The sequence below is a fragment of the Streptomyces sp. NPDC002144 genome, assembly GCF_053593695.1.
Map to the genome: position 1 here is coordinate 105,524 of NZ_JBSFDB010000018.1, position 19,273 is coordinate 124,796.

At 72.0% G+C, this 19,273-nt stretch carries 12 protein-coding genes; 6 read left to right on the forward strand and 6 right to left on the reverse strand.

The window, feature by feature from the left end; genetic code table 11:
* Positions 1–60 precede the first annotated feature (60 nt).
* The 3 genes from ACWCQ1_RS26325 to ACWCQ1_RS26335 form a co-directional block, all read right to left on the reverse strand.
* Positions 61–843 carry an ATP-binding cassette domain-containing protein gene (locus ACWCQ1_RS26325; protein WP_133043778.1) on the reverse strand — a complete coding sequence of 261 codons (783 nt, stop codon included), beginning with the start codon at positions 841–843 and terminating at the stop codon, positions 61–63.
* Positions 840–1,874, reverse strand: a complete 1,035-nt coding sequence (locus tag ACWCQ1_RS26330) for an ABC transporter permease (protein ID WP_133043777.1) — start codon at positions 1,872–1,874, stop codon at positions 840–842. The genes ACWCQ1_RS26325 and ACWCQ1_RS26330 overlap by 4 nt, the downstream gene beginning before the upstream one ends.
* A gap of 113 nt (positions 1,875–1,987) precedes the next feature.
* Positions 1,988–3,115, reverse strand: coding sequence for a substrate-binding domain-containing protein (locus tag ACWCQ1_RS26335; RefSeq protein WP_133043776.1), 1,128 nt, complete (start codon positions 3,113–3,115; stop codon positions 1,988–1,990).
* 149 nt (positions 3,116–3,264) lie between these two features.
* Here ACWCQ1_RS26335 and ACWCQ1_RS26340 point away from each other — a divergent pair, with 149 nt between their 5' ends.
* Both ACWCQ1_RS26340 and ACWCQ1_RS26345 read left to right on the forward strand, forming a co-directional pair.
* Positions 3,265–4,320: a LacI family DNA-binding transcriptional regulator gene (locus ACWCQ1_RS26340; RefSeq protein WP_133043775.1), complete on the forward strand. Its 1,056-nt coding sequence runs from the start codon at positions 3,265–3,267 to the stop codon at positions 4,318–4,320.
* On the forward strand, positions 4,313–5,395 hold the full coding sequence (locus tag ACWCQ1_RS26345; protein WP_358601111.1) for a carbohydrate kinase family protein: 1,083 nt from the start codon (positions 4,313–4,315) through the stop codon (positions 5,393–5,395). Before ACWCQ1_RS26340 ends, ACWCQ1_RS26345 begins: the two co-directional genes overlap by 8 nt.
* 90 nt (positions 5,396–5,485) lie before the next feature.
* On the opposite strand, the gene ACWCQ1_RS26350 is transcribed toward ACWCQ1_RS26345, so the two are convergent.
* Complete coding sequence (locus ACWCQ1_RS26350) at positions 5,486–8,035, reverse strand: GH32 C-terminal domain-containing protein (protein ID WP_451027519.1); 2,550 nt, start codon at positions 8,033–8,035, stop codon at positions 5,486–5,488.
* A gap of 323 nt (positions 8,036–8,358) precedes the next feature.
* Between ACWCQ1_RS26350 and ACWCQ1_RS26355 the strand changes: the two genes are divergently transcribed.
* Positions 8,359–9,363 carry a LacI family DNA-binding transcriptional regulator gene (locus tag ACWCQ1_RS26355; protein WP_358601106.1) on the forward strand — a complete coding sequence of 335 codons (1,005 nt, stop codon included), beginning with the start codon at positions 8,359–8,361 and terminating at the stop codon, positions 9,361–9,363.
* A 64-nt stretch (positions 9,364–9,427) separates the two neighbouring features.
* Here ACWCQ1_RS26355 and ACWCQ1_RS26360 read toward each other — a convergent pair whose 3' ends face one another.
* Positions 9,428–10,225 carry a maleylpyruvate isomerase family mycothiol-dependent enzyme gene (locus ACWCQ1_RS26360; protein WP_358601304.1) on the reverse strand — a complete coding sequence of 266 codons (798 nt, stop codon included), beginning with the start codon at positions 10,223–10,225 and terminating at the stop codon, positions 9,428–9,430.
* A 53-nt stretch (positions 10,226–10,278) separates the two neighbouring features.
* Here ACWCQ1_RS26360 and ACWCQ1_RS26365 point away from each other — a divergent pair, with 53 nt between their 5' ends.
* Entirely contained in the window at positions 10,279–12,048 is a 1,770-nt protein-coding gene (locus tag ACWCQ1_RS26365) for a dolichyl-phosphate-mannose--protein mannosyltransferase (RefSeq protein ID WP_451027520.1), read from the forward strand.
* Positions 12,049–12,057: 9 nt separating this feature from the next.
* Here ACWCQ1_RS26365 and ACWCQ1_RS26370 read toward each other — a convergent pair whose 3' ends face one another.
* Positions 12,058–12,690 (reverse strand): GNAT family N-acetyltransferase, encoded by a 633-nt coding sequence (locus ACWCQ1_RS26370; RefSeq protein WP_451027521.1) that lies wholly within the window; start codon positions 12,688–12,690, stop codon positions 12,058–12,060.
* 221 nt (positions 12,691–12,911) lie between these two features.
* Between ACWCQ1_RS26370 and ACWCQ1_RS26375 the strand changes: the two genes are divergently transcribed.
* Together ACWCQ1_RS26375 and ACWCQ1_RS26380 are read left to right on the forward strand one after the other, a co-directional pair.
* Positions 12,912–15,461, forward strand: a complete 2,550-nt coding sequence (locus tag ACWCQ1_RS26375) for a SpoIIE family protein phosphatase (RefSeq protein ID WP_133043770.1) — start codon at positions 12,912–12,914, stop codon at positions 15,459–15,461.
* Between the two features lie 915 nt (positions 15,462–16,376).
* The gene (locus tag ACWCQ1_RS26380; protein ID WP_358601094.1) at positions 16,377–19,151 is read left to right on the forward strand and encodes a SpoIIE family protein phosphatase; all 2,775 of its coding nucleotides are present in this window, start codon (positions 16,377–16,379) and stop codon (positions 19,149–19,151) included.
* The last annotated feature ends 122 nt before the right edge of the window (positions 19,152–19,273 follow it).

Genomic DNA, 19,273 nt, shown 5'->3' on the forward strand with positions numbered 1-19,273 from the left:
GTGCGGTGCGGCTGTCCGACGCCCGGCGTCGGGTACGTGGCGGACATCCGGCCGCGGCTGTCAACCGGCCTTCGGGATCAGCTTCTTGGCCCCGGTCATGATCGCGACCGCGTCCTCCATGGAGTGGGACTGCGGGGTGATGACGCCGGCGCAGCCGCCGAGACGCTGGATGTGGATGCGGTCGGCGACGTCGAAGACGTTCGGCATGTTGTGGCTGATGAGGATGACGCCGAGGCCCTGGTCGCGCAGGTCGCGGACGAGCTTGAGGACCTGGCCGGTCTCCCGGACACCGAGGGCGGCGGTGGGTTCGTCGAGGATGACGACCCGGCCGCCGAAGGCGCCCGCGCGGGCGACGGCCACCGACTGGCGCTGGCCTCCGGAGAGGGTCTCCACCGCCTGGTTGATGTTCTGCAGGGTGCTGATACCGAGTCGTTTGATGTGGTCGGCCGCCTGCTTCTTCATCTCGCCGGTGTCGAGCATGCGGAACACCGAACCGAGTACGCCCTTGCGGCGGATCTCGCGAGCGAGGAACAGATTGCTGGCGATGTCCAGTGCCGGGGCGACGGCGAGCGTCTGGTAGACGGTCTCGATGCCGGCGTCGCGGGCGTCCTGAGGGCGCTTGAAGCCGACCTCCTTGCCGTCGACGAGGATGCTGCCCTGGTCGGGAACAAGGGCTCCGGACAGGCATTTGATCAGGGTGGACTTGCCGGCGCCGTTGTCGCCGATGACGGCGAGGACCTCGCCGGGGTAGAGGGTGAGGTCGACGTCGTTGAGACCGACGACCCTGCCGAAGACCTTGACCAGGCCCTTGGCCTCGAGGACGGGGGCGGTGGGGGTTGTCACGACTTCACGCTCCGGATCCACTGGTCGACGGAGACGGCCGCGATCACCAGGATGCCGACTGCGAGGACTTGGTAGTTGGGGTCGATGCCGGCCAGTGCGAGGCCGTTGACGAAGACCTGGACGATGAGCGCGCCGATCAGTGAGCCGACCACCACGCCGCGTCCGCCGAAGAGGCTGGTTCCGCCGATCACGACGGCGGTGATGGACTGCAGATTGGCGTTGAGGCCGCTGTTGGGGTCGCCGCCGCCGACCCGGCCGACCAGGATCCAGGCACCGACGGCGATGGCGAAGCCGCCGACCACGTAGGCGCTCAGCAGGACCCTATTGACGGAGATGCCGGCCAGTCGGGCGGCCTCGATGTCGTCTCCCACGGCGTACAGGTGCCGGCCCCAGGCGGTGTAGCGCAGGGCATAGCCGATCACCACGTACAGGGCGATCATGAGCAGGACACCGTAGGTCAGGTTCAGCTGGCCGATGGAGATCGTCTCGCCGCTCCACATCAGGATGTTCCCCGGCTGCAGGGAGACGGTCTGTCCCTTGGCGTAGATGAGCGTGATCGCCGTGAAGACGCTCAGCGTGCCGAGGGTGACGATGAACGGCGGCAGCTTGATCTTGGTGACCAGCAGTCCGTTCACGGCCTGGGCCGCGATGGCGACGACCGCCCCGGCGAGCAGGGCCGTCACACCCGGCCAGTGGTTGTCAGCGACGAGCTTCGACATCAGCAGCGAGGCGAGCACCATGACCGCGCCGATGGACAGGTCGATGCCGGCGGTGAGGATGATGACGGTCTGGCCGACGGCGAGCGAGCCGATGACAGCGACCTGCTGGGCCACCAGCGACAGGTTCTGCAGGGCGTAGAAGCGGTCGTTGACCAGGGAGAACACGATCGCGGCGAGTACCAGTACGATCGCCGGGCTGAGGGCCGGCTGGCGGTGCAGCACGGAGTGGATGCGCTGGGCCGGGGTGGCGGGCCGGTTGAGGAACTCCTCCGCCGGTGCCGGTGTGGCTTGACTGTCCACGTGGGTGGTCACAGGGGGTCCTTCCGGATTGTCCTCGTGCGGGCCTTCATTCGGGCGCCGGGGCTCGTGACGTGCGGGTGCGCCGCCGGGGGTCGGGGGCCGGCGGCGCACCGGCGCGGAGGGGATCAGCTGCCCCAGCAGGCGGACGCGGCCTGCGACGGGGACTGGACGGTCAGACCGTCGAGGGCCTTGGCGGCGACCAGCGCGGTGCCGGTGTCGTAGAACGACTTGCCGTTGGTCACGCTGGGCTTGCTGCCGCCGCGGGCCAGCTTGGCGATGGAGCTGACGCCGAGAGCGGCCATCTTGCCGGGGTACTGCACGGCGTCGGCCGCGAACGTCCCGCTGGTGACGTTCTTCAGGCCGGAGCAGCTGCCGTCGATCGCGTAGATCGCGACGTTCTTCTCCTTGCCGGCCGCCTTCAGCGCGTTGTAGGCACCCTCACCGGCGGGCTCGTTGATCGCGTAGACGACGTTGATGTCCGGGTTGGACGACAGACAGTTCTCCATCGCGGTGCGTCCGCCGTCGATGGCGCCCTGGGTAGGCTGGTGGCAGGCGATCTTGTACGTGCCGCCCTTGCCGCCGGTGTACTTGCCGGACTTGGCCTCCTTGCCGTTCTCCGTCTTGCTGCCCGGGTCGATGCCCAGGCCCTCCAGGAAGCCGTGGTCCCGGTCGATGTCGACGGAGACGACCTGGTTGTTGAACAGGTCGAGCATGGCGATGACCGCGGGCTTGCCGTTCAGGGCCGCCGCCGCGTACTGGCCGTCGAGCTTGCCGGCCTGCTCGTTGTCGGTGGCGTAGGTGATGTCGGCGACGTCGGCCGGGTTGGGCGCGGTGTCCAGGGCGATCACGAACAGTCCGGCCTGCTTGGCGCGCTTGAGCGCGGCGTTCACCGCGTCGCCGTTGGTGGTGATCAGGATGCCCTTGTCGCCGCGCGAGATGGCGTTGTCGATGGCCGTGATCTGCGTCTGGGTGTCGCCGTCGGTGGTGCCCGCCGCCACGGTGAGGCTCACGTTGTCCTTGGCGGCCTGGGTCTTGGCGTCCTTCTCCATGCTCACGAAGTAGGGGTTGGTGAGCGTCTTGAGGATCAGCGAGACGCCCACCTTGCCGCCGCCGCCCGACCCAGAGGCGGAGCTGCTCGAGTCCGAGGAACCGCAGGCGGTGAGGGTGACGCCGAGGCACACGGTGATGCCGACGGCTGCCGCCCGGATGCGCCGACTGCGAAGGCTCGATGCCTGGCTGGTGGTGAAGTTCATGGCTTGATCCCTTTCGGAGCCGTCCCGTGGTCGACGCTGAGACAACGTTGACTGGGCGAGATACTGGGCCTGTATGGACGAGCCCGTCAAGACGCTGATAGACATGCGTGGGCAACGAGTAGGTAACGCGGAATTGGTTGGAGACAACGATGACTCAGGGTGAGGCGCCGCCCCGGACCCCTCGCAGCCGCCCCACCATGCGTGAGGTGGCCGCGCTGGCCGGCGTGGCCATCAAGACGGTCTCGCGTGTGTTCAACGGCGTCCCCACCGTCGATCCGGCGATCGTCGCCCGAGTCCGCGAGGCCGCCGACAAACTGGGCTACCGGCCCAACCTCACCGCCAGCAGTCTGCGCCGGGGGGACGGCCGTACGGCCACGATCGGGATGCTCGTCGAGGACGCGGCCAACCCCTTCTCTGCGGCCCTGACGCGCACCGTGGAGAACGTGGCCCGCGAGCGCGGAAGTCTGGTGCTGGTCGGCAGCCTGGACGAGGACCCGGCCAGGGAACGCGAGTTGGCCCAGGCCCTGATCGACCGCCGGGTCGACGGGCTGGTGATCGTGCCGGCCGGCCGCGACCACAGCTACCTGATCAGCGAACAGCGCTCGGGCACCTGCATGGTCTTCGTCGACCGCGAACCCAGCCTGCTCGACGCGGACGCCGTCGTCTCCGACAACCGGCAGGGCGCCGTCACGGCCGTCGACCACCTGCTGAAGGCCGGCCACCGCCGCATCGCCTATCTCGGCGACCGGGCGACCATCTCCACCGCCGCCCAGCGCTTCGACGGCTACCGGCACGCCCTGGAAGTCGCGCACATCGCATACGACGACGAACTCGTGCACCACACCGGGGCCAGCGAACAGGCCGCCATCGACGCGACCCGGCACGTCCTGTCGCTGCCGGACCCACCGACAGCGCTGTTCACCAGTCAGAACCTGGTCACCATCGGGGCCGTTCGCGCGCTGCGCGCCCTCGGCCGGCAGCACTCGGTCGCCCATGTGGGCTTCGACGACTTCCCCCTGGCCGACATCCTCAGCCCGGGGATCTCGGTCATCGCCCAGAACATCGAGCAGGTGGGCAAGACGGCCGCCGAGATGCTCTTCCGCAGGCTGGACGGCGACGAGTCGGCCGCCACCACCATCACCGTGCCGACCCGGCTGATCGAGCGGGGCTCCGGCGAGATCCGGGCCGGAGGACATCATGACTGAGGCGACGCACGGCACGGGCCGGGGGCCGGCCGTGACCGTGATCGGCGAGGCCCTCGTCGACATGGTCCAGCTGGAGGCGCCCGGCGACTACCGGGCCCACCCCGGCGGCAGTCCGTTCAACGTGGCCGTCGGTCTCGCCCGTCTGGGGCAACGCATCGCCCTCATGGCGCGGCTGGCCGACAACGCCTTCGGCCGGATGCTGCGCGCCCACGCCGTGGCCGAGGGCATCGACCTGGCCTTCTCCCCGTACGCCGCCGAACCGACCACGCTGGCCGTCGTCTCCATGGACCCGCAAGGACGGGCCAGTTACGACTTCTATCTGGACGGCACGGCGGACTGGCAGTGGACCGAGGCGGAGACCGCCCGCGTGCCCGCGGGCACCGGCGTGCTGCACTTCGGCTCCGTCGCGTCCTGGACACCACCGGGCGGCGAGCACATCCACGCCGCCGCCGAGCGGCTGCGGGCCGACGGCGGGACGCTGATCAGCTACGACCCCAACATCCGCCCGGCCCTGCTGGGTGACCCGGAACGCGGCCGGCACGCCGTCGAGCGCAGCGTCGGTGTGGCCCACATCGTCAAGGCCAGCCGCGAGGACGTGGAATGGCTCTACCCGGATGCGCCGATCGAGCGGATCGCCGCCCGCTGGCTGGACCTCGGCGCGCTCCTGGTCGTGATCACCGACGGCCCGGACGGCGCCCACGCCTTCCACGCCGGCGCGGGAAGCTTCAGCCGCGCCGGCCGGAAGGTCGCCGTGGTGGACACCGTCGGTGCGGGCGACGCCTTCACCGCGGGCCTCCTCGGCGCCCTGCTCCGCCGCGGACTGCACACGCCGCACAGCCTCGCCGCCGCCGCGGCCGCCTCCCTGGCCGCCGCCGTGGACGACGCGGTCCTCGTCTCCGCCCTCACCTGCGAACGCATGGGCGCCGACCCGCCCACCGCGCTGCCGCGCCCCGACCGGCCCGCCGACGCGCCGCTCACCCCGGGAGACTTCGCCCGCACCGCCAACACCGCCCACACGGTCGACCGGGACCCGACACCGGAAACGGGGCAGGCACCCCAGCCGACCCGTACCTGACACTGGCACCCCGCCCAAGATCCTCCCCCGGCGACCGGGCCCAGTGCGCACTGCGGGCCCGGCCGGCCCGGAGGCATGCCTTGCGCACGCTCACTTCCAGATGGACTCCAGTCGCCACGCCTGCAGGCGGGTGAGGGTGGCGCTGCCGTCGTCGGCGAAGGCGTCGACGCCGGTGCTGGAGGGGTCGGGGAAGATCTGGTCGGTGAGTACGACCTGTTCACCCCGTGCGTTTTCGGCGTAGACCTCGACGGAGGACGCGTCGACGACGATGTGCAGGCGCAGATGCCTGCCGTCGAGAGCGAGCGGGGCGCGGTCGACACTGGAGAAGGTGGGGTCGAAGCCGGTCGCGCCGGAGCCGGTGCGGTCCAGGTAGACCTCGTCGGTGGTGGTGTCGTAGCCGATCCGGGTGCGCTGTCCGGCACCGGTACGCACGTCGAGGCCGAAGCGGGCAGCGGTGTGCGGGGCCAGTTCGGCCTGCAGTTCGAGGGGGCTGCCGTCGACGCCGAGCGCGGTGATGCCGCCGGTGACGGTCGTGGCCGGAACGCTGGTGCCGGCGCCGCGCAGGGTATTCAGCTCGCCGGCCGGCTGCTGGACCAGCTGAATCGTGCCGTCGACGGTCCGCAGGGCGAGGCGGCGGGGGAAGGTGTCGGCGCTGCGCCAGGGGCTGGTGGGGATGCTCTGGCCGTAGTTCCAGCTGTTCATCCAGGCGATCATGACGCGCCGTCCACCGGGGACGTCGTTGAAGGTGTTGGCGGCGTAGAAGTCCTGCCCGTGGTCGAACCAGTGGGCGCGCCGGGTGCCGGACAGGGCGGGCTTGTCGGCGGCCGTGAACTGGTCGGCGAGAACGTGGCCCCAGCCGCCGGTGTTGGCGTCCACGATCTGGATCCGGACCTGCCTGCCCTTGTAGGCGGAGGTGTTGAAGGAAGCCCAGTCCAGGTCCTCGGAGTCGGCGCCGGTGGCACTCTGGACGACCTTGCCGTCCACGAGCAGGTTGACGCCGGTCTCCGCGGAGCGGGGCTGGGCCTGGGCGTCGGACAGGACGACCTGGTCGAGGTTGATGTGTCCCCAGCCGCCGGTGTTGGCGTCCACCACCTTGATCTGGGCCTGCTTGCCCCGCAGATCCGACAGGTCCCAGGAGGCCCAGTTCAAGGCCTCGGCATTGGCGCCGGTGGCAGAGCGCACCACCTTGCCGCCGACGACGAGTTCCACGGCCGTGGGGGCGTCGGAGCCGGCGGCGTGGTAGCCGCCGCCGATGAGGAAGTCCAGGTACCTCTTGTCGATGGTGAAGCTCGGTGAGGTCAGGGTGCCGGTGGAGGTGTCACCGTTGAGATAGCTGTTGACGAGGCCGCGGCCCAGGAAACCGGAGACCTGCTGCTGGTCGGGCAGGGTGCCCTGGGCCGGACCGGTCCCGAAGGCGTCACCGGTGGCGGTCCAGTCGCCGATGGGGCTGGAGTAGGTACCGCCTTCGAAGTCGGCGAGGGTCTCACCGGCCGGTGTCGGCCCGTCACCCACTACGGAGCCGGGCTGGCGGGGGTGGTTGCCGCCGCCGACCTTGAAGTTGATGTAGTCGCTGGTCACCGTGAACGCAGGGGACGTCAGTGTGCCGGTGGAGGCGTCACCGCCGTGGAAACTGTTGGCGAAGTCCTTGCCCTCGAAGCCGGTGACCGGGCTCTGGCCGTCCAGGGCTCCGGTTGCCGGGGCGTCGGCGAAGGCGCTTCCGGCGGCCGTCCAGTCGCCGAACGTTCCGGACTCGAAGTCCTGCACCACCGTGCCGCCCGGCGGGGTGTAGGTGCCACTGTCGTCGGCGGTGAAGTGCGTGCCGTCGAAGTCGCCGACGAAGTACTGGGCGCCGGAACCTCCGGCGACGGCACCGGGGTTGAGGTTGACGGCCAGCACCCACTTGGTCCGGCCCGGGTTGCCGTCCACGGGCAACGGGAACAGGTCCGGGCACTCCCACACCCCGCCGGTGGCGCCGGCCGGACCGAAGTCGCTCCGGTGGCTCCAGTGCTTGAGGTCGGGAGAGCTGTAGAAGGAGATCCTGTGCTGGTCCGAGAGGGCGACGGCCATCAGCCAGCTCTTGGTGGGGGCGTACCAGAAGACCTTCGGGTCACGGAAGTTGACCGAGCCGAGGTCGAGGACGGGATTGCCGGAGTACCTGGTCCAGGTGGTACCGCCGTCCGTGCTGTAGGCGAGCGACTGCCGCTGGACACCGGTGGACTTCACCAGGCTCGTGTAGACCGCGACCAGCGGCGGGTTCTCCTTGCTGCCCAAGCCGGAGGTGTTGTCCTTGTCCAGCACCACGCTGCCGGAGAAGACCATCTCGTCGTCGTCCTGCGCGATGGCCACCGGCAGTTGCTTCCAGTGGACCAGGTCGGTGCTGACCGCGTGCCCCCAGGACATGTTGCCCCAGGTGTCACCGGACGGGTTGTACTGGAAGAACAGGTGGTAGCGGCCCTTGTACCAGATCAGGCCGTTGGGGTCGTTCATCCAGTTCCGGGCCGGGCTGAAGTGCACCTGGGGGCGGTACTGCTCGTGGTACAGCGAGTCGGCCGAAGCCGGCGCGGCGGCGAACATGCCGAGCCCGGACAGGACGGCGAGGGCGGCGAGAAGTCTGCGGCGGGGACGGGACGTTGAGGACATGGCGCTCCTTCCACAGGCGGGCGAGCTTCGGCGCGGCCATGGGGACGGGAGACCCGCGTGGGAGGCGGGGGCGGGCAGGGCTGTGCCGCGGCCTCGTCCAAGGCCGTGAGCAACCCCTGCCCGGCGGAAAGGGCGCGGCGCCGGGCGTTTCCAGTCGGCTTTTGGAAACGTTTCGCCGCAACGTACGGCTGTCATCTCCCCCTGTCCAGACACTGTGCGGCAAATCGGTTGCGTGCGAGGATCGTTGGAGTCGACGACCGATCACAGTGGGGGTGGAAACGTTGCCCAGCCCGGAGCGCGACACCGGTCGGCGATCGGCCACCATGCGTGATGTCGCCACGGTGGCCGGCGTGGGCATCGCCACCGTGTCCCGGGTCGTCAACGGCAAGCCCGGCGTCACCGCGGATCTGGCCGAGCGCGTGACGCGCGCGGCGGAACTGCTCGGCTACCGCCACGATCTGACGGCCAGCAGCCTGCGCCGGGCGGACCGCCGCACCAACACCATCGGGCTGATCCTGGAGGACGCGGCCAACCCCTTCTCCGCCGCGTTGCACCGCGCCGTGGAGGACACCGCCGCCGACCGCGGCCTCCTGGTCCTGGCCGGCTCCACCGACGAGGACCCCGTCCGTGAACGCGGCCTGGTGGAGACCTTCACCGCACGCCGGGTCGACGGCCTCATCGTCGTGCCCACCGGACGGACCGACACCGAACTCGACGCGGCCCGCCGCGGCGGCACCCCCGTCGTCTGCGTGGACCGCCCCACCACCGCGCCGGGAGTGGACACCGTCACGGTGGACAACCGCACCGGCATACGGGCCGCGGTGCAGACGCTGCACGCGGCAGGCCATCGGCGCATCGCCTTCCTCGGTGACCTCCCCACCATCTGGACCGCGGAAGAACGCTACGCCGGATTCGTCGAGGGACTGGCCCGCACCGGGTGCGTCCTGCACGCCCCCCTCGTACGACGCGCCCTGCACGGCACACGCGCCGCCCAGCAGGCCGCCCTCGACCTCCTCACCCTCCCCCAGCCGCCCACCGCACTCGTCTCCGGACAGAACCTCCTGACCGTCGGCGCCCGCCAAGCCCTGCAGGAACTCCGTCTGCAGCACCGCGTCGCCCTGATCGGCTTCGACGACCTGCCGCTGGCCGAGCTTCTCGAACCCGGCGTCTCCGTGATCGCCCAGGACCACGCCGCCATCGGCCGGGAAGCCGCGACCCTGCTCTTCGACCGCCTCGACGGGGAGCAGGGCCCCGCCCGCCACCGCGTCCTGGCCACCCGCTACCTCGCCCGCGGCTCCGGCGAACTCCCCGCCGTCGACGACGGCTGAGCCAGGCGTTCGTCACCGACGCGCCGGGTGTTCCCCGACCGGCCCGGCGTACGGAGCAGGCTCCTCACACCTCCAGCCAGAAGCCCGTACGCGTCCGCCAGAGGTCGAGCAGCGCCAGGTCGCCGTGGGTCTGGACGGCGGGCGCGGGGCGGCGGTAGAGGAACAGCAGCAGGTCCGTCACCGGGCCGCGGGCCGACGCGGAGGCCGCTCCGCTGCCGGCGCGCCAGACAGGGCGGTCGCCGCGCAGATCGACGAACCACTCACCGACGCCGGGCGCTTCGAACCACAGCGCACGATCGGGCCCGAGCAGACCCGGCGCGTCCGGCCGCTCCTCGTACGCCTCGGGAACCGTCGCGAACTCCAGCCACTCCAGCACCGCGCCGACCGCGAGATCCTCGTCGAGAGTGAACTCGGCGCCGGTCGCCAGCGCCGCGTCCGCGCGGTGGACGACCGTCTCGTACGTCATCCTCCGCGCCCAGAACATCGCCGACTGCTCGATGGACTCCTCGTCGCTCGGGGTCCATACGGCGGTGTCGGGCCCGGCGCCGCGAAGGGTCACGGCGAGTGTCCTGGCGCCCTCGCCGAGCCAGGCGCCCAGCGCGTCGCCGTCCAAGTGGGCGTACACGGCCGGGTCGTTGACCGAGTCGTCCGGCACGGGTGCGACAGCCCGGGTCCGTACGACCTCCTCCGCCCACCGGTGGTCCCCGCCCACGTGCCGCAGCAGCCGGGCCAGGTCCCAGCCGGGGCAGGTGGGCACCGGGGTGGTCGTGTCCGCCCCGGCGACCTGGGCTCTGAGCAGGTCCGTCTGGCGGACGATCTCCTGACAGCAGCGTTCGAAGGTCGGCGAGGTCACCCGCTCCATCATGCACCAGCCGCTCCCGCCACCGCCCTTGGCCGCCGCGGTCCGCGACCGCCATGCGTCATGGCGCGACCCGCACGGGCGTTCCCTACGATGAGCCGGTGACGAGTGACACCCCCACACGGACCGCCACCGACGACGACGCCGGCCGGAGCGCCGAGGCCACCGCCTGGTCGCAACGCCTGCGCCGGTTCGGGTACCCGGGAGGTCCTCGGACCGGTCCTCGCGAGCGCCTGGTTCCACCCTTTCCCCAACCGGGCGTCCGCGTCTGGCAGTTCGTCGGCATCGGACCCGATCTCTCGTCCCGCCTCGCCCGGTCGGCGGAGTGGGCCGGTCCCCTGCTCGTCGCCGTGTTCGCCGGAGTCCTGCGGTTCTGGCGGCTGGGGCAGCCCCGCGTGGTGATCTTCGACGAGACGTACTACGCCAAGGACGCCTGGTCGATGCTGAAGCTCGGCTACGAGGGCACCTGGCCCGACCGCAAGATCGCCGATCCGGAGATCCTCGCCCATCCGCAGGTCATCCCCCTCTCCGATCCCGGCAGCTTCGTCGCGCATCCGCCGATGGGCAAGTGGGTGATCTCCGTCGGTGAGGGGCTGTTCGGTCTCGATCCGTTCGGCTGGCGGTTCATGACGGCGCTGCTCGGTACGGTCTCGGTGCTCATGCTGTGCCGGATAGGCCGCAGGCTGTTCCGCTCGACGGCGCTGGGCTGTCTGGCCGGGGCTCTGCTGGCCGTGGACGGCCTGCACCTGGTGATGAGCCGTACCGCGCTGCTGGACCTGGTCGTCATGTTCTTCGCCCTGGCGGCGTTCGGCTGTCTCCTCGTCGACCGGGACCGGACACGGGCCCGCCTCGCGGCCGCCCTGCCCCTCGACGCGGACGGCTTCGCGCGCCCCGACCACGACGCCGGCTCCCGCACACGCACCGGCCCGCGCCCCTGGCGCCTGGCAGCGGGCGTCTTCCTGGGGCTGGCGGCCGCCGGCAAGTGGAACGGCCTGTACTTCCTGGTCTTCTTCACGGCCCTGACCGTCCTGTGGGACGTCGGCTCCCGCCGCGTGGCCGGGGCGCGCCGCCCGTACCGCGCGGTGCTCCGCAGGGACCTGGGCTGGTCCGTGCTCTCCCTCGTGCCGGTCGCCCTGGTGACGTATCTGCTCACCTGGACCGGATGGTTCCTGTCCGACCAGGGCTACGGCCGGCACTGGGCGGACGGCCGCGGTGGCACCTGGGCGTGGATCCCGGCGCCGCTGCGCAGCCTGTGGCACTACGAGTACCTGGTCTACCAGTTCAACGTCGGCCTGCACACCCCGCACAAGTACCAGTCCAATCCTTGGAGTTGGCTGGTCATGGGACGGCCCGTGGCCTTCCGGTACGAGTCGCCGAAGTTCGGTCAGGACGGCTGCCGTGCCTCCGCCGGCTGCTCCCAGGAGATCCTCGCCCTGGGCACACCGCTGCTGTGGTGGACGGCGTGCGCGGCGCTCGTCTATCTGCTGTACCGGTGGGCCATGCGCCGGGACTGGCGGGCGGGCGCGGTGCTGTGCGCGGTGGGAGCCGGCTATCTGCCGTGGTTCCACTACCAGGACCGTACGGCCTTCTCCTTCTACGCCGTCGCGTTCGTGCCCTACCTCTGTCTGGCCGTGGCCATGCTCATCGGCGCCCTGCTCGGGCCACGGTCGGCGCCGGAGAGGCGCAGGGTCGCGGGCGCGGTGGGCGCCGGGACGCTGGTGCTGCTGATCGTCTGGAACTTCATCTACTTCTTCCCGCTCTACACCGGCCTGACGATCCCCTACACCGGCTGGCAGTCCCGGATGTGGCTCGACACCTGGATCTGAGGCCGGACGTCACGCGTCGGCCCAGTCGCCCGTCGACCGCCCGAGATAGGTGACCGGTCCCGGGTCGGGCACGTCGATCTCGTGGAAGCCGAGGCGGTCGTAGAAGGCCCTGGCCCCGGTGTTGGCGGTGACCATGCAGAGGTGCACGGCCTTCGTGCCGCGCTCCTGCAGCGCCCGCAGGAAGGTGCGCATCAGGGCGCGGCCGTGGCCCTGTCCCTGCCAGTCGGGGAGCAGATCGATGTGCAGATGGGCGGGGTAGGCGGCGACTTCGGGGACCAGCATGCGCTCGGGGTCGTGCAGCAGCGCGATCATGGCCGCGTCCGGGGTGGTCGCCGGGTCGGCGGGCTCGGGGTAGCGGTCGGCGACCAGGGGCAGCCATGCGGCGCGGAACTCCCGTACGAAGCGCGGGGTGTCGGCGGTGCCCAGGACGTAGCCGACGGCCTGTCCCCGGCCGTCGTCGAGGACGAAGGCCAGTTCCGGCTCCAGGTGGACGTAGGGAGCGGCGAAGTTGACCGGGAGGATCGTGGGATCGGCGTACACGGGCCGGCTGTCGCCACCGTTGTGTGCGGTGCGGACGCAGATGTCGTCGAGGGCCTCGCGGTCCTCGGGGCGGTAGGGACGTACGAAGGCAGACTCGGTCACCGCAGCATCCTGACCTCTTGGGAGCGCTCCCACAAGCCTTTGCCTCCGGGGGAGCGCACTTCGGCCATGATCATTGCCGGGCCTTGGTCCACCCCCACATCCCCCACATGCGGAACAGGGATTGTTCGGGATGGTCTGGTCCGCGCAGGTGCGCCACGGGCACCTTGTGGCGCATTCTTGCTGTGTCACCCCGCTGGGCGGGCACGGACGAGGTAGGGCCGATGACTGGGAGCGCGGAGGACGCACGGCACACGCCCGGACGGCTGGCCGCGCTGCTGCTGGACACCTCGACGGAGGCGATCGGGGCAGCGGGAGGCTACGCCGGAGGGGTCTATCTGCGGTCCGGCACGCCCGGACTGCTGCGGCTCGCCGCGCTCGCCGGACTCCCCGGCCCGCTGTTCAGGCCCTGGTGGCGGATGCACGTGGACCGGCCGTTCCCGGTGGCCGATGCCTACCGGCTCGGTGTCCAGGTCGTCCTGCCGAACGCCACCGAGACGATGCGCCGCTACCCGCAGTTCGCGGCCGGGCTGCCGTTCCAGTTCGGCTCGCTGTACGTGCCGGTGGTGGCCGGGTCCACCACGTTCGGGGTGCTGACCGTGCTGCGTCCCTCCTCCGCCGACGCCGCCGAGCTGCAGTACCACCGTGATCACATGGTGCGCCTGGCGGAGGAGCTGGGCGCGGCCCTGCTGCGGCTCGAGGACGGTGGCGCGCGCACGCCGGTGGCGTGGGACGGTGAACCGGTGTGCGCACGGCCGCCGGGCGCGCGTCCGTCGGCGGGGCGGACCGGGGGCTTCGCCTGGGACCCGGTGACGGACATCGTGACCGTCGACGAGCGTCTGCCCGCCGTGCTGGGCGCGCCGGCGGAGGAGTTCGCCGTCTGTGTCGAGACGCTGGCCCGGGCCGTGGCACCGTCCGATCCGCAGCGGCTGCTGGCCGCCCTGCGGGAGACGGCCACGGGCAGATCTCCGGCCCTGCCGCTGTACGTGGCGGCGGAGGACGGCGCGCCCCGGCTGGTGGAGCTGTGGAGCCCGTACGCCGCCCCCGCCCCGCCCGGTGCCCCCTCGGGCGCGCACCCGGTCCGGGGCTTCGTCGTCGACCCCGGACCCGGCGCGCTCGCCGACGCCGCGGCCGATCTGCTGCCCGACGGCGTGCTGTGCCTGGACCGGCTCGGCATGATCCTGTACGCCAATCCGCGCGCCGCCCAGCTGCTGCGCTGTCCGCGGACGCGGCTGCTGGGCCGGTCGCTGTGGGAGGCCGTGCCGTGGCTGAGCCAGCCGGCCTTCGAGGACCATCTGCGCGGCGCGCTGCTCTCCCCGAACCCGGTGCGCTTCCACGTCGGCAGGCCGGCCCCGGACACCGACGTCGATGACACGGCGCCGTACGACGGTGCCTGGCTCGACGTGTCCGTCTACCCCGGTCCGTCCATCCTGACGTGCACGTTCCGGCCGGCGACCCGGGTGGCGGACTCGGCCGCCGACCTCGCGCCCGAACCCGGGGTGCGGCCCGGGACGTCGTCGGCCCCGATGCCGTCGATGGCGCCGCTGTACCGGCCCATCGTCCTCGCGATCGCGCTGACCGAGGCGGTCACGGCGCGGCAAGTCTCGGCGGTGGTGATGCGGGAGCTGCTGCCCGCCTTCGGCGGCCGGCGACTCGCCATCTACCTGCTGCAGGACCGGCATCTCTACCTGGCCTGGGAGAGCGGTTTCCCCACCGGTTTCCTCACGCCGTTCGAGGGCGTGGGGCTGGACGCCCATCTGCCCGGTGTGGAGACGCTCACCAGCGGCCGGCCGCTCTTCTTCGACTCCATGGACCAGCTCGCGGCCGCCTATCCCGGCATCGCGCTGGACGCCAAGGAGGGCGCCCGTGCCTTTCTGCCGCTGATCGCGTCGGGGCGGCCGGTCGGCTCCTGCATCCTGGGCTTCGACGGGCCCCGGAGCTTCAGCACCGAGGAGCGCACGGTGCTGACGGCGCTGGCCGGGCTGATCGCCCACGCCATGGAGAAGGCGCAGCGCTACGAGAGCGAGGCCGCGCTCGCGCGGGGGCTGCAGCAGGCCCTGCTGCCGCGCCGGCTGTCCGCGCATCCGCTGGTGGAGACCACGGGGCGCTATCTGCCGGGCACCCAGGGCATGGAGGTGGGCGGGGACTGGTACGACGTGGTGGAGGCCGGGGACGGGCTGGCACTGGTGATCGGGGACGTGCAGGGGCACGGTGTGCAGGCCGCCGCCACGATGGGGCAACTGCGCAGCGCCGTACGGGCGTTCGCGCTCGGGGACCGTCCGCCCGACGAGGTGCTCAGCGGGACGAACCATCTGCTGATCGACCTCGACCCGGGTCAGTTCGCGAGCTGCTGCTACATCCGGCTGGATCCCGTGTCGGGGCTGGCCCGGGCGGCCCGTGCGGGACATCCGCCGCCGCTGCTGCGCCGTCCCGACGGTCACACGGAGGTCGTGGACCTGCCCGGCGGTGTCGTGCTCGGCGTGGACCCGCAGGCGCAGTACCCGGTCGCGGAACTGCGCATCGAGCCCGGCGCCGTGCTGGCCCTGTACACGGACGGGCTGGTGGAGCGCCCCGGACTGGACATCGACGAGGGCATCTCCGCCCTGCGGGTCGCCCTGGCCCGAGCCGGCGCCCCGGCCGCCCGCCCAGGCCGCCGCCCCCTCGCCGGCGTCGCCGACCGCCTCACCGCGACGGCCCGCCACACGGCCGACCGCCCCGACGACATCGCCCTCCTGCTCGCCACACGACGGATGGAGCGACGGAACGGGCGGTGAGCCGGGGCGGGGTGGTCCGCGCGCCCGCGACGCCGGGGCGGTGAGCCCCGGACCGGGGTCGTCCGCGCGGCCGCGACACCGCCGAGCCTCTGACACGCACCCACCGGACATCGGCGGGCGCCGGGCGGCGCGGCCAGGTCGAGCAGACGCGGACCCACGGCACACCCGAGCACCGGTGGCACCCGGACCCCACCAGCCCGAGATCGACCCCGGCTATCCCGTGCCCCGCACCACCGATAGACGCCAGGCAGCGCAAGCAGGTCGAACAGACCTGGGCCCACGGCACACCCGAGCACCGCTGGCACCCGGACCCCACCAACCCGAGATCGACCCCGGCTATCCGCGCCCCGCACCACCGATAGACCCCAGGCAGCACGGGCAGGTCGAACAGACCCGGGCCCACGGCACACCCGAGCACCGCTGGCACCCGGACCCCACCAACCCGGGATCGACCCCGGCCGTCCGCGCCCCGCACCACCGATAGACCCCAGGCAGCGCAAGCAGGTCGAACAGACCCGGGCCCACAGCACACCCGAGCACCGCTGGCACCCGGACCCCACCAACCCGGGATCGACCCCGGCCGTCCGCGCCCCGCACCACCCGTGGGCGCCCCGCGGCCCGGCGAGCCGAACCGACCTGGGGCCGGACAGCGGCAGTCGGCGCCACGCCGCCCCCAGCCCCCGACCTGACGGGGCCGCGACACGCGCCGCCCAGACCGCCGCCCTCCGTCCCGGGCCGCCGTGCCCCGTCCGGGGGCTGACGGGGTGTGACGTCGGGGTGCTCGTGCGGCGGGCCCGGCCTGGGGCGGGGTGGAGTCGGCGGCGGGCGCGGTGGCCGCGTCCGGGGCGGGGCGTGGGCTGTCACCCTCTGTGACGCCTCTCGCCTCCTGGGGCGCGGCAGTGTAGACATGGGCACATGGTCCGACTTCTGGGCCGTCACGGGGCGCGCTCTGCCGGTCGTCCCGGCGGTGCCCCTGCCCGACGCGCGGCCGAGCGCGCCCGCGCGGCGCACGAGCGGCGCAGGACGGCCCGGCCGGGCGGACAGCCGGAGGCTCGGGAGCCGGGGCGGCTGCGGTCCGCGCTGACCGGCCGCAGCGTCGCCGGACAGGTGTTCCTGCTGCAGGTCGTGATCGTGCTGCTGCTGGTGGTCGCCGCAGTGGTCGCCCTGTATCTGCAGGTACGGCACGACAGCACGCAGGAGGCCCGCAAACGCTCGGTCGCGGTCGCCGAGGCGTTCGCCAACGCGCCCGGCACCCGTGAGGCGCTGAGCGCCCCGCACCCCACGGCGGTGCTCCAGCCGAGAGCGGAGGCGGCCCGCAAGGCGACCGGCGTGGACTTCATCGTCGTCATGAACACCGACGGCATCCGCTACACCCACCCCAAGCCGAACCGCATCGGGAAGAAGTTCGTCGGCACGATCGCCCCCGCACTGGCCGGGAAGACCGTGGTCGAGGAGGTCAACGGCACGATCGGGCGGCTGGTGCAGGCGGTCGTACCGATCACGGCACCGGACGGCAAGGTCGTGGGCCTGGTTTCGGCCGGCGTCACCCTGAACAACATCGACGTCGCCGCGAACCGGCAGCTGCCGCTCGTCCTGATGGCGGCGGCGGTCGGCCTGGGCCTCGCCACCGCGGGTACGGCGCTCGTCAGCCGCCGTCTGCTGCGCCAGACGCACGGTCTGGGCCCGCACGAGATGACCCGGATGTACGAGCACCACGACGCGGTGCTGCACTCCGTCCGCGAGGGCGTCCTGATCGCCGACGACGACGGCCGGCTGCTGCTCGCCAACGACGAGGCGCACCGTCTGCTGGAGCTGCCCGAGGACGCGGAGGGCCGGCACGTCCTCGACCTCGGGCTGCCCGACGACACCGCCGACCTGCTGGCGTCCGGGCGCATGGCCACCGACGAGGTGCACCTGGTCAAGGACCGGCTGCTGGCGGTCAACCAGCGCCCCACCAACGTCGAGGGCGGCCCCGCGGGCAGCGTCGCCACCCTGCGCGACTCCACGGAGCTGCGGGCCCTGTCCGGCCGGGCGGAGGCGGCCCGGGAGCGGCTGAACATGCTCTACGACGCCGGGGTGGGCATCGGCACCAGCCTGGACGTGGCTCGTACCGCGCAGGAGCTGGCGGAGCTCGCGGTGCCGCGGTTCGCCGACTTCGCGACGGTCGACCTGTTCGACTCGGTGCTGGGCGGGGGGCAGCCGGAGGCGGTGACGCCGTTGCGCCGCACCGCCCTGAGCGGGATCCGCGAGGACGCCCCGCTGTATCCGGTGGGCCGGCAGATCCGGTTCGTCGACTCCTCGCCGCAGGCCCGCAGCCTGCGCTCGGGGCAGGCGGTGCTGGAGCCGGACCTGGACGTGGCGCCGGGCTGGCACGCGCAGGACCTGGAGCGGACCGCGCAGGTCGTCGACTACGGCATCCACTCGCTGATCACGGTGCCGCTGCGGGCGGGGTCGCTGGTCCTGGGCGTGGTCAGCTTCTGGCGTTCGCAGAAGCCGCAGCCGTTCGACGTGGAGGAGCTGGCCCTCGCAGAGGAGCTGGTGGCCCGGGCCGCGGTCTCCATCGACAACGCGCGCCGCTACACGCGCGAGCACAGCATGGCCGTGACGCTCCAGCGCAGTCTGCTGCCGCGCAGGCTGCCCGAGCAGTCGGCGCTGGACATCGCCTACCGGTATCTGCCGGCGCAGGCGGGGGTCGGCGGGGACTGGTTCGACGTGCTGCCGCTGTCGGGTGCGCGGGTCGCGCTCGTGGTGGGCGACGTGGTCGGGCACGGGCTGCACGCGGCGGCCACCATGGGACGCCTGCGGACGGCGGTGCATAACTTCTCCTCGCTCGACCTGCCGCCCGACGAACTGGTCGCGCTGCTGGACGAGTTGGTCGGCAGGATCGACCAGGACGAGGCGGCGGAGGACGGCAGCGCCCCGGTCACCGGCGCGACCTGTCTGTACGCCATCTACGACCCGGTGTCCCGCAGGTGCACCGTCGCGCGGGCCGGTCATCCCCCGCCGGCGCTGGTGCGGCCCGACGGCGGTGTGACGTTCCCGGACGTGCCCGCCGGGCCCCCGCTGGGCCTGGGCGGACTGCCGTTCGAGACGGCCGAGCTGGAGCTGCCGGAGGGCAGCCGGCTCGTCCTGTACACCGACGGGCTCGTGGAGGACCGGGAGCGGGACATCGACGAGGGTCTGGAGCTGCTGCGCGGGGCGCTGGAGCGGGCCGGTGAGTCACCGGAGGAGACCTGCCGTGCGGTGCTCGAGTCGCAGTTGCCGGCGAAGCCCAGCGACGACGTGGCCCTGATCGTGGCCCGCACGCGGGCGCTGTCGGCCGACCGGGTCGCGGAGTGGGAGGTGCCGTCCGATCCGGCGGCGGTCGGCAAGACACGGGCAGCGGTCACCCGGCAGCTCACCGGCTGGGGCCTGGAGGAGCTGACCTTCGCCACGGAGCTCATCCTGAGCGAGCTGGTCACCAACGCCATGCGTTACGGCGCCGATCCCATCCAGGTACGGGTGCTGTTCGACCGCACGCTGATCTGCGAGGTCTTCGACAGCAGCAGCACCTCGCCGCATCTGCGGTACGCGGCGATGACGGACGAGGGCGGGCGCGGTCTGTTCCTGGTGGCGCAGCTCGCCGAGCGCTGGGGCACGCGCTACACGCCGGAGGGCAAGGTCATCTGGGCCGAGCAGCCGCTGCCCTGAGTCGCCCCCTTTTGGTCCGGACCTTCTTCGTGCGACCGTACGAACTTTTTCCGCAACGGGTGTTCGACGCCGTCCAGTTCTGATAGGAAACCTTCCTATCAGAGTGACGCACGGCCCAACTC

Bases quoted from the DNA above. Each gene is read 5' to 3' on its own strand.
- ACWCQ1_RS26335 (WP_133043776.1), bottom strand. From the start codon at position 3,115: ATGAACTTCACCACCAGCCAGGCATCGAGCCTTCGCAGTCGGCGCATC.
- ACWCQ1_RS26340 (WP_133043775.1), top strand. From the start codon at position 3,265: ATGACTCAGGGTGAGGCGCCGCCCCGGACCCCTCGCAGCCGCCCCACC.
- ACWCQ1_RS26350 (WP_451027519.1), bottom strand. From the start codon at position 8,035: ATGTCCTCAACGTCCCGTCCCCGCCGCAGACTTCTCGCCGCCCTCGCC.
- ACWCQ1_RS26360 (WP_358601304.1), bottom strand. From the start codon at position 10,225: ATGGAGCGGGTGACCTCGCCGACCTTCGAACGCTGCTGTCAGGAGATC.
- ACWCQ1_RS26365 (WP_451027520.1), top strand. From the start codon at position 10,279: ATGCGTCATGGCGCGACCCGCACGGGCGTTCCCTACGATGAGCCGGTG.
- ACWCQ1_RS26375 (WP_133043770.1), top strand. From the start codon at position 12,912: ATGACTGGGAGCGCGGAGGACGCACGGCACACGCCCGGACGGCTGGCC.
- ACWCQ1_RS26345 (WP_358601111.1), top strand. From the start codon at position 4,313: ATGACTGAGGCGACGCACGGCACGGGCCGGGGGCCGGCCGTGACCGTG.
- ACWCQ1_RS26355 (WP_358601106.1), top strand. From the start codon at position 8,359: ATGCGTGATGTCGCCACGGTGGCCGGCGTGGGCATCGCCACCGTGTCC.
- ACWCQ1_RS26380 (WP_358601094.1), top strand. From the start codon at position 16,377: ATGGTCCGACTTCTGGGCCGTCACGGGGCGCGCTCTGCCGGTCGTCCC.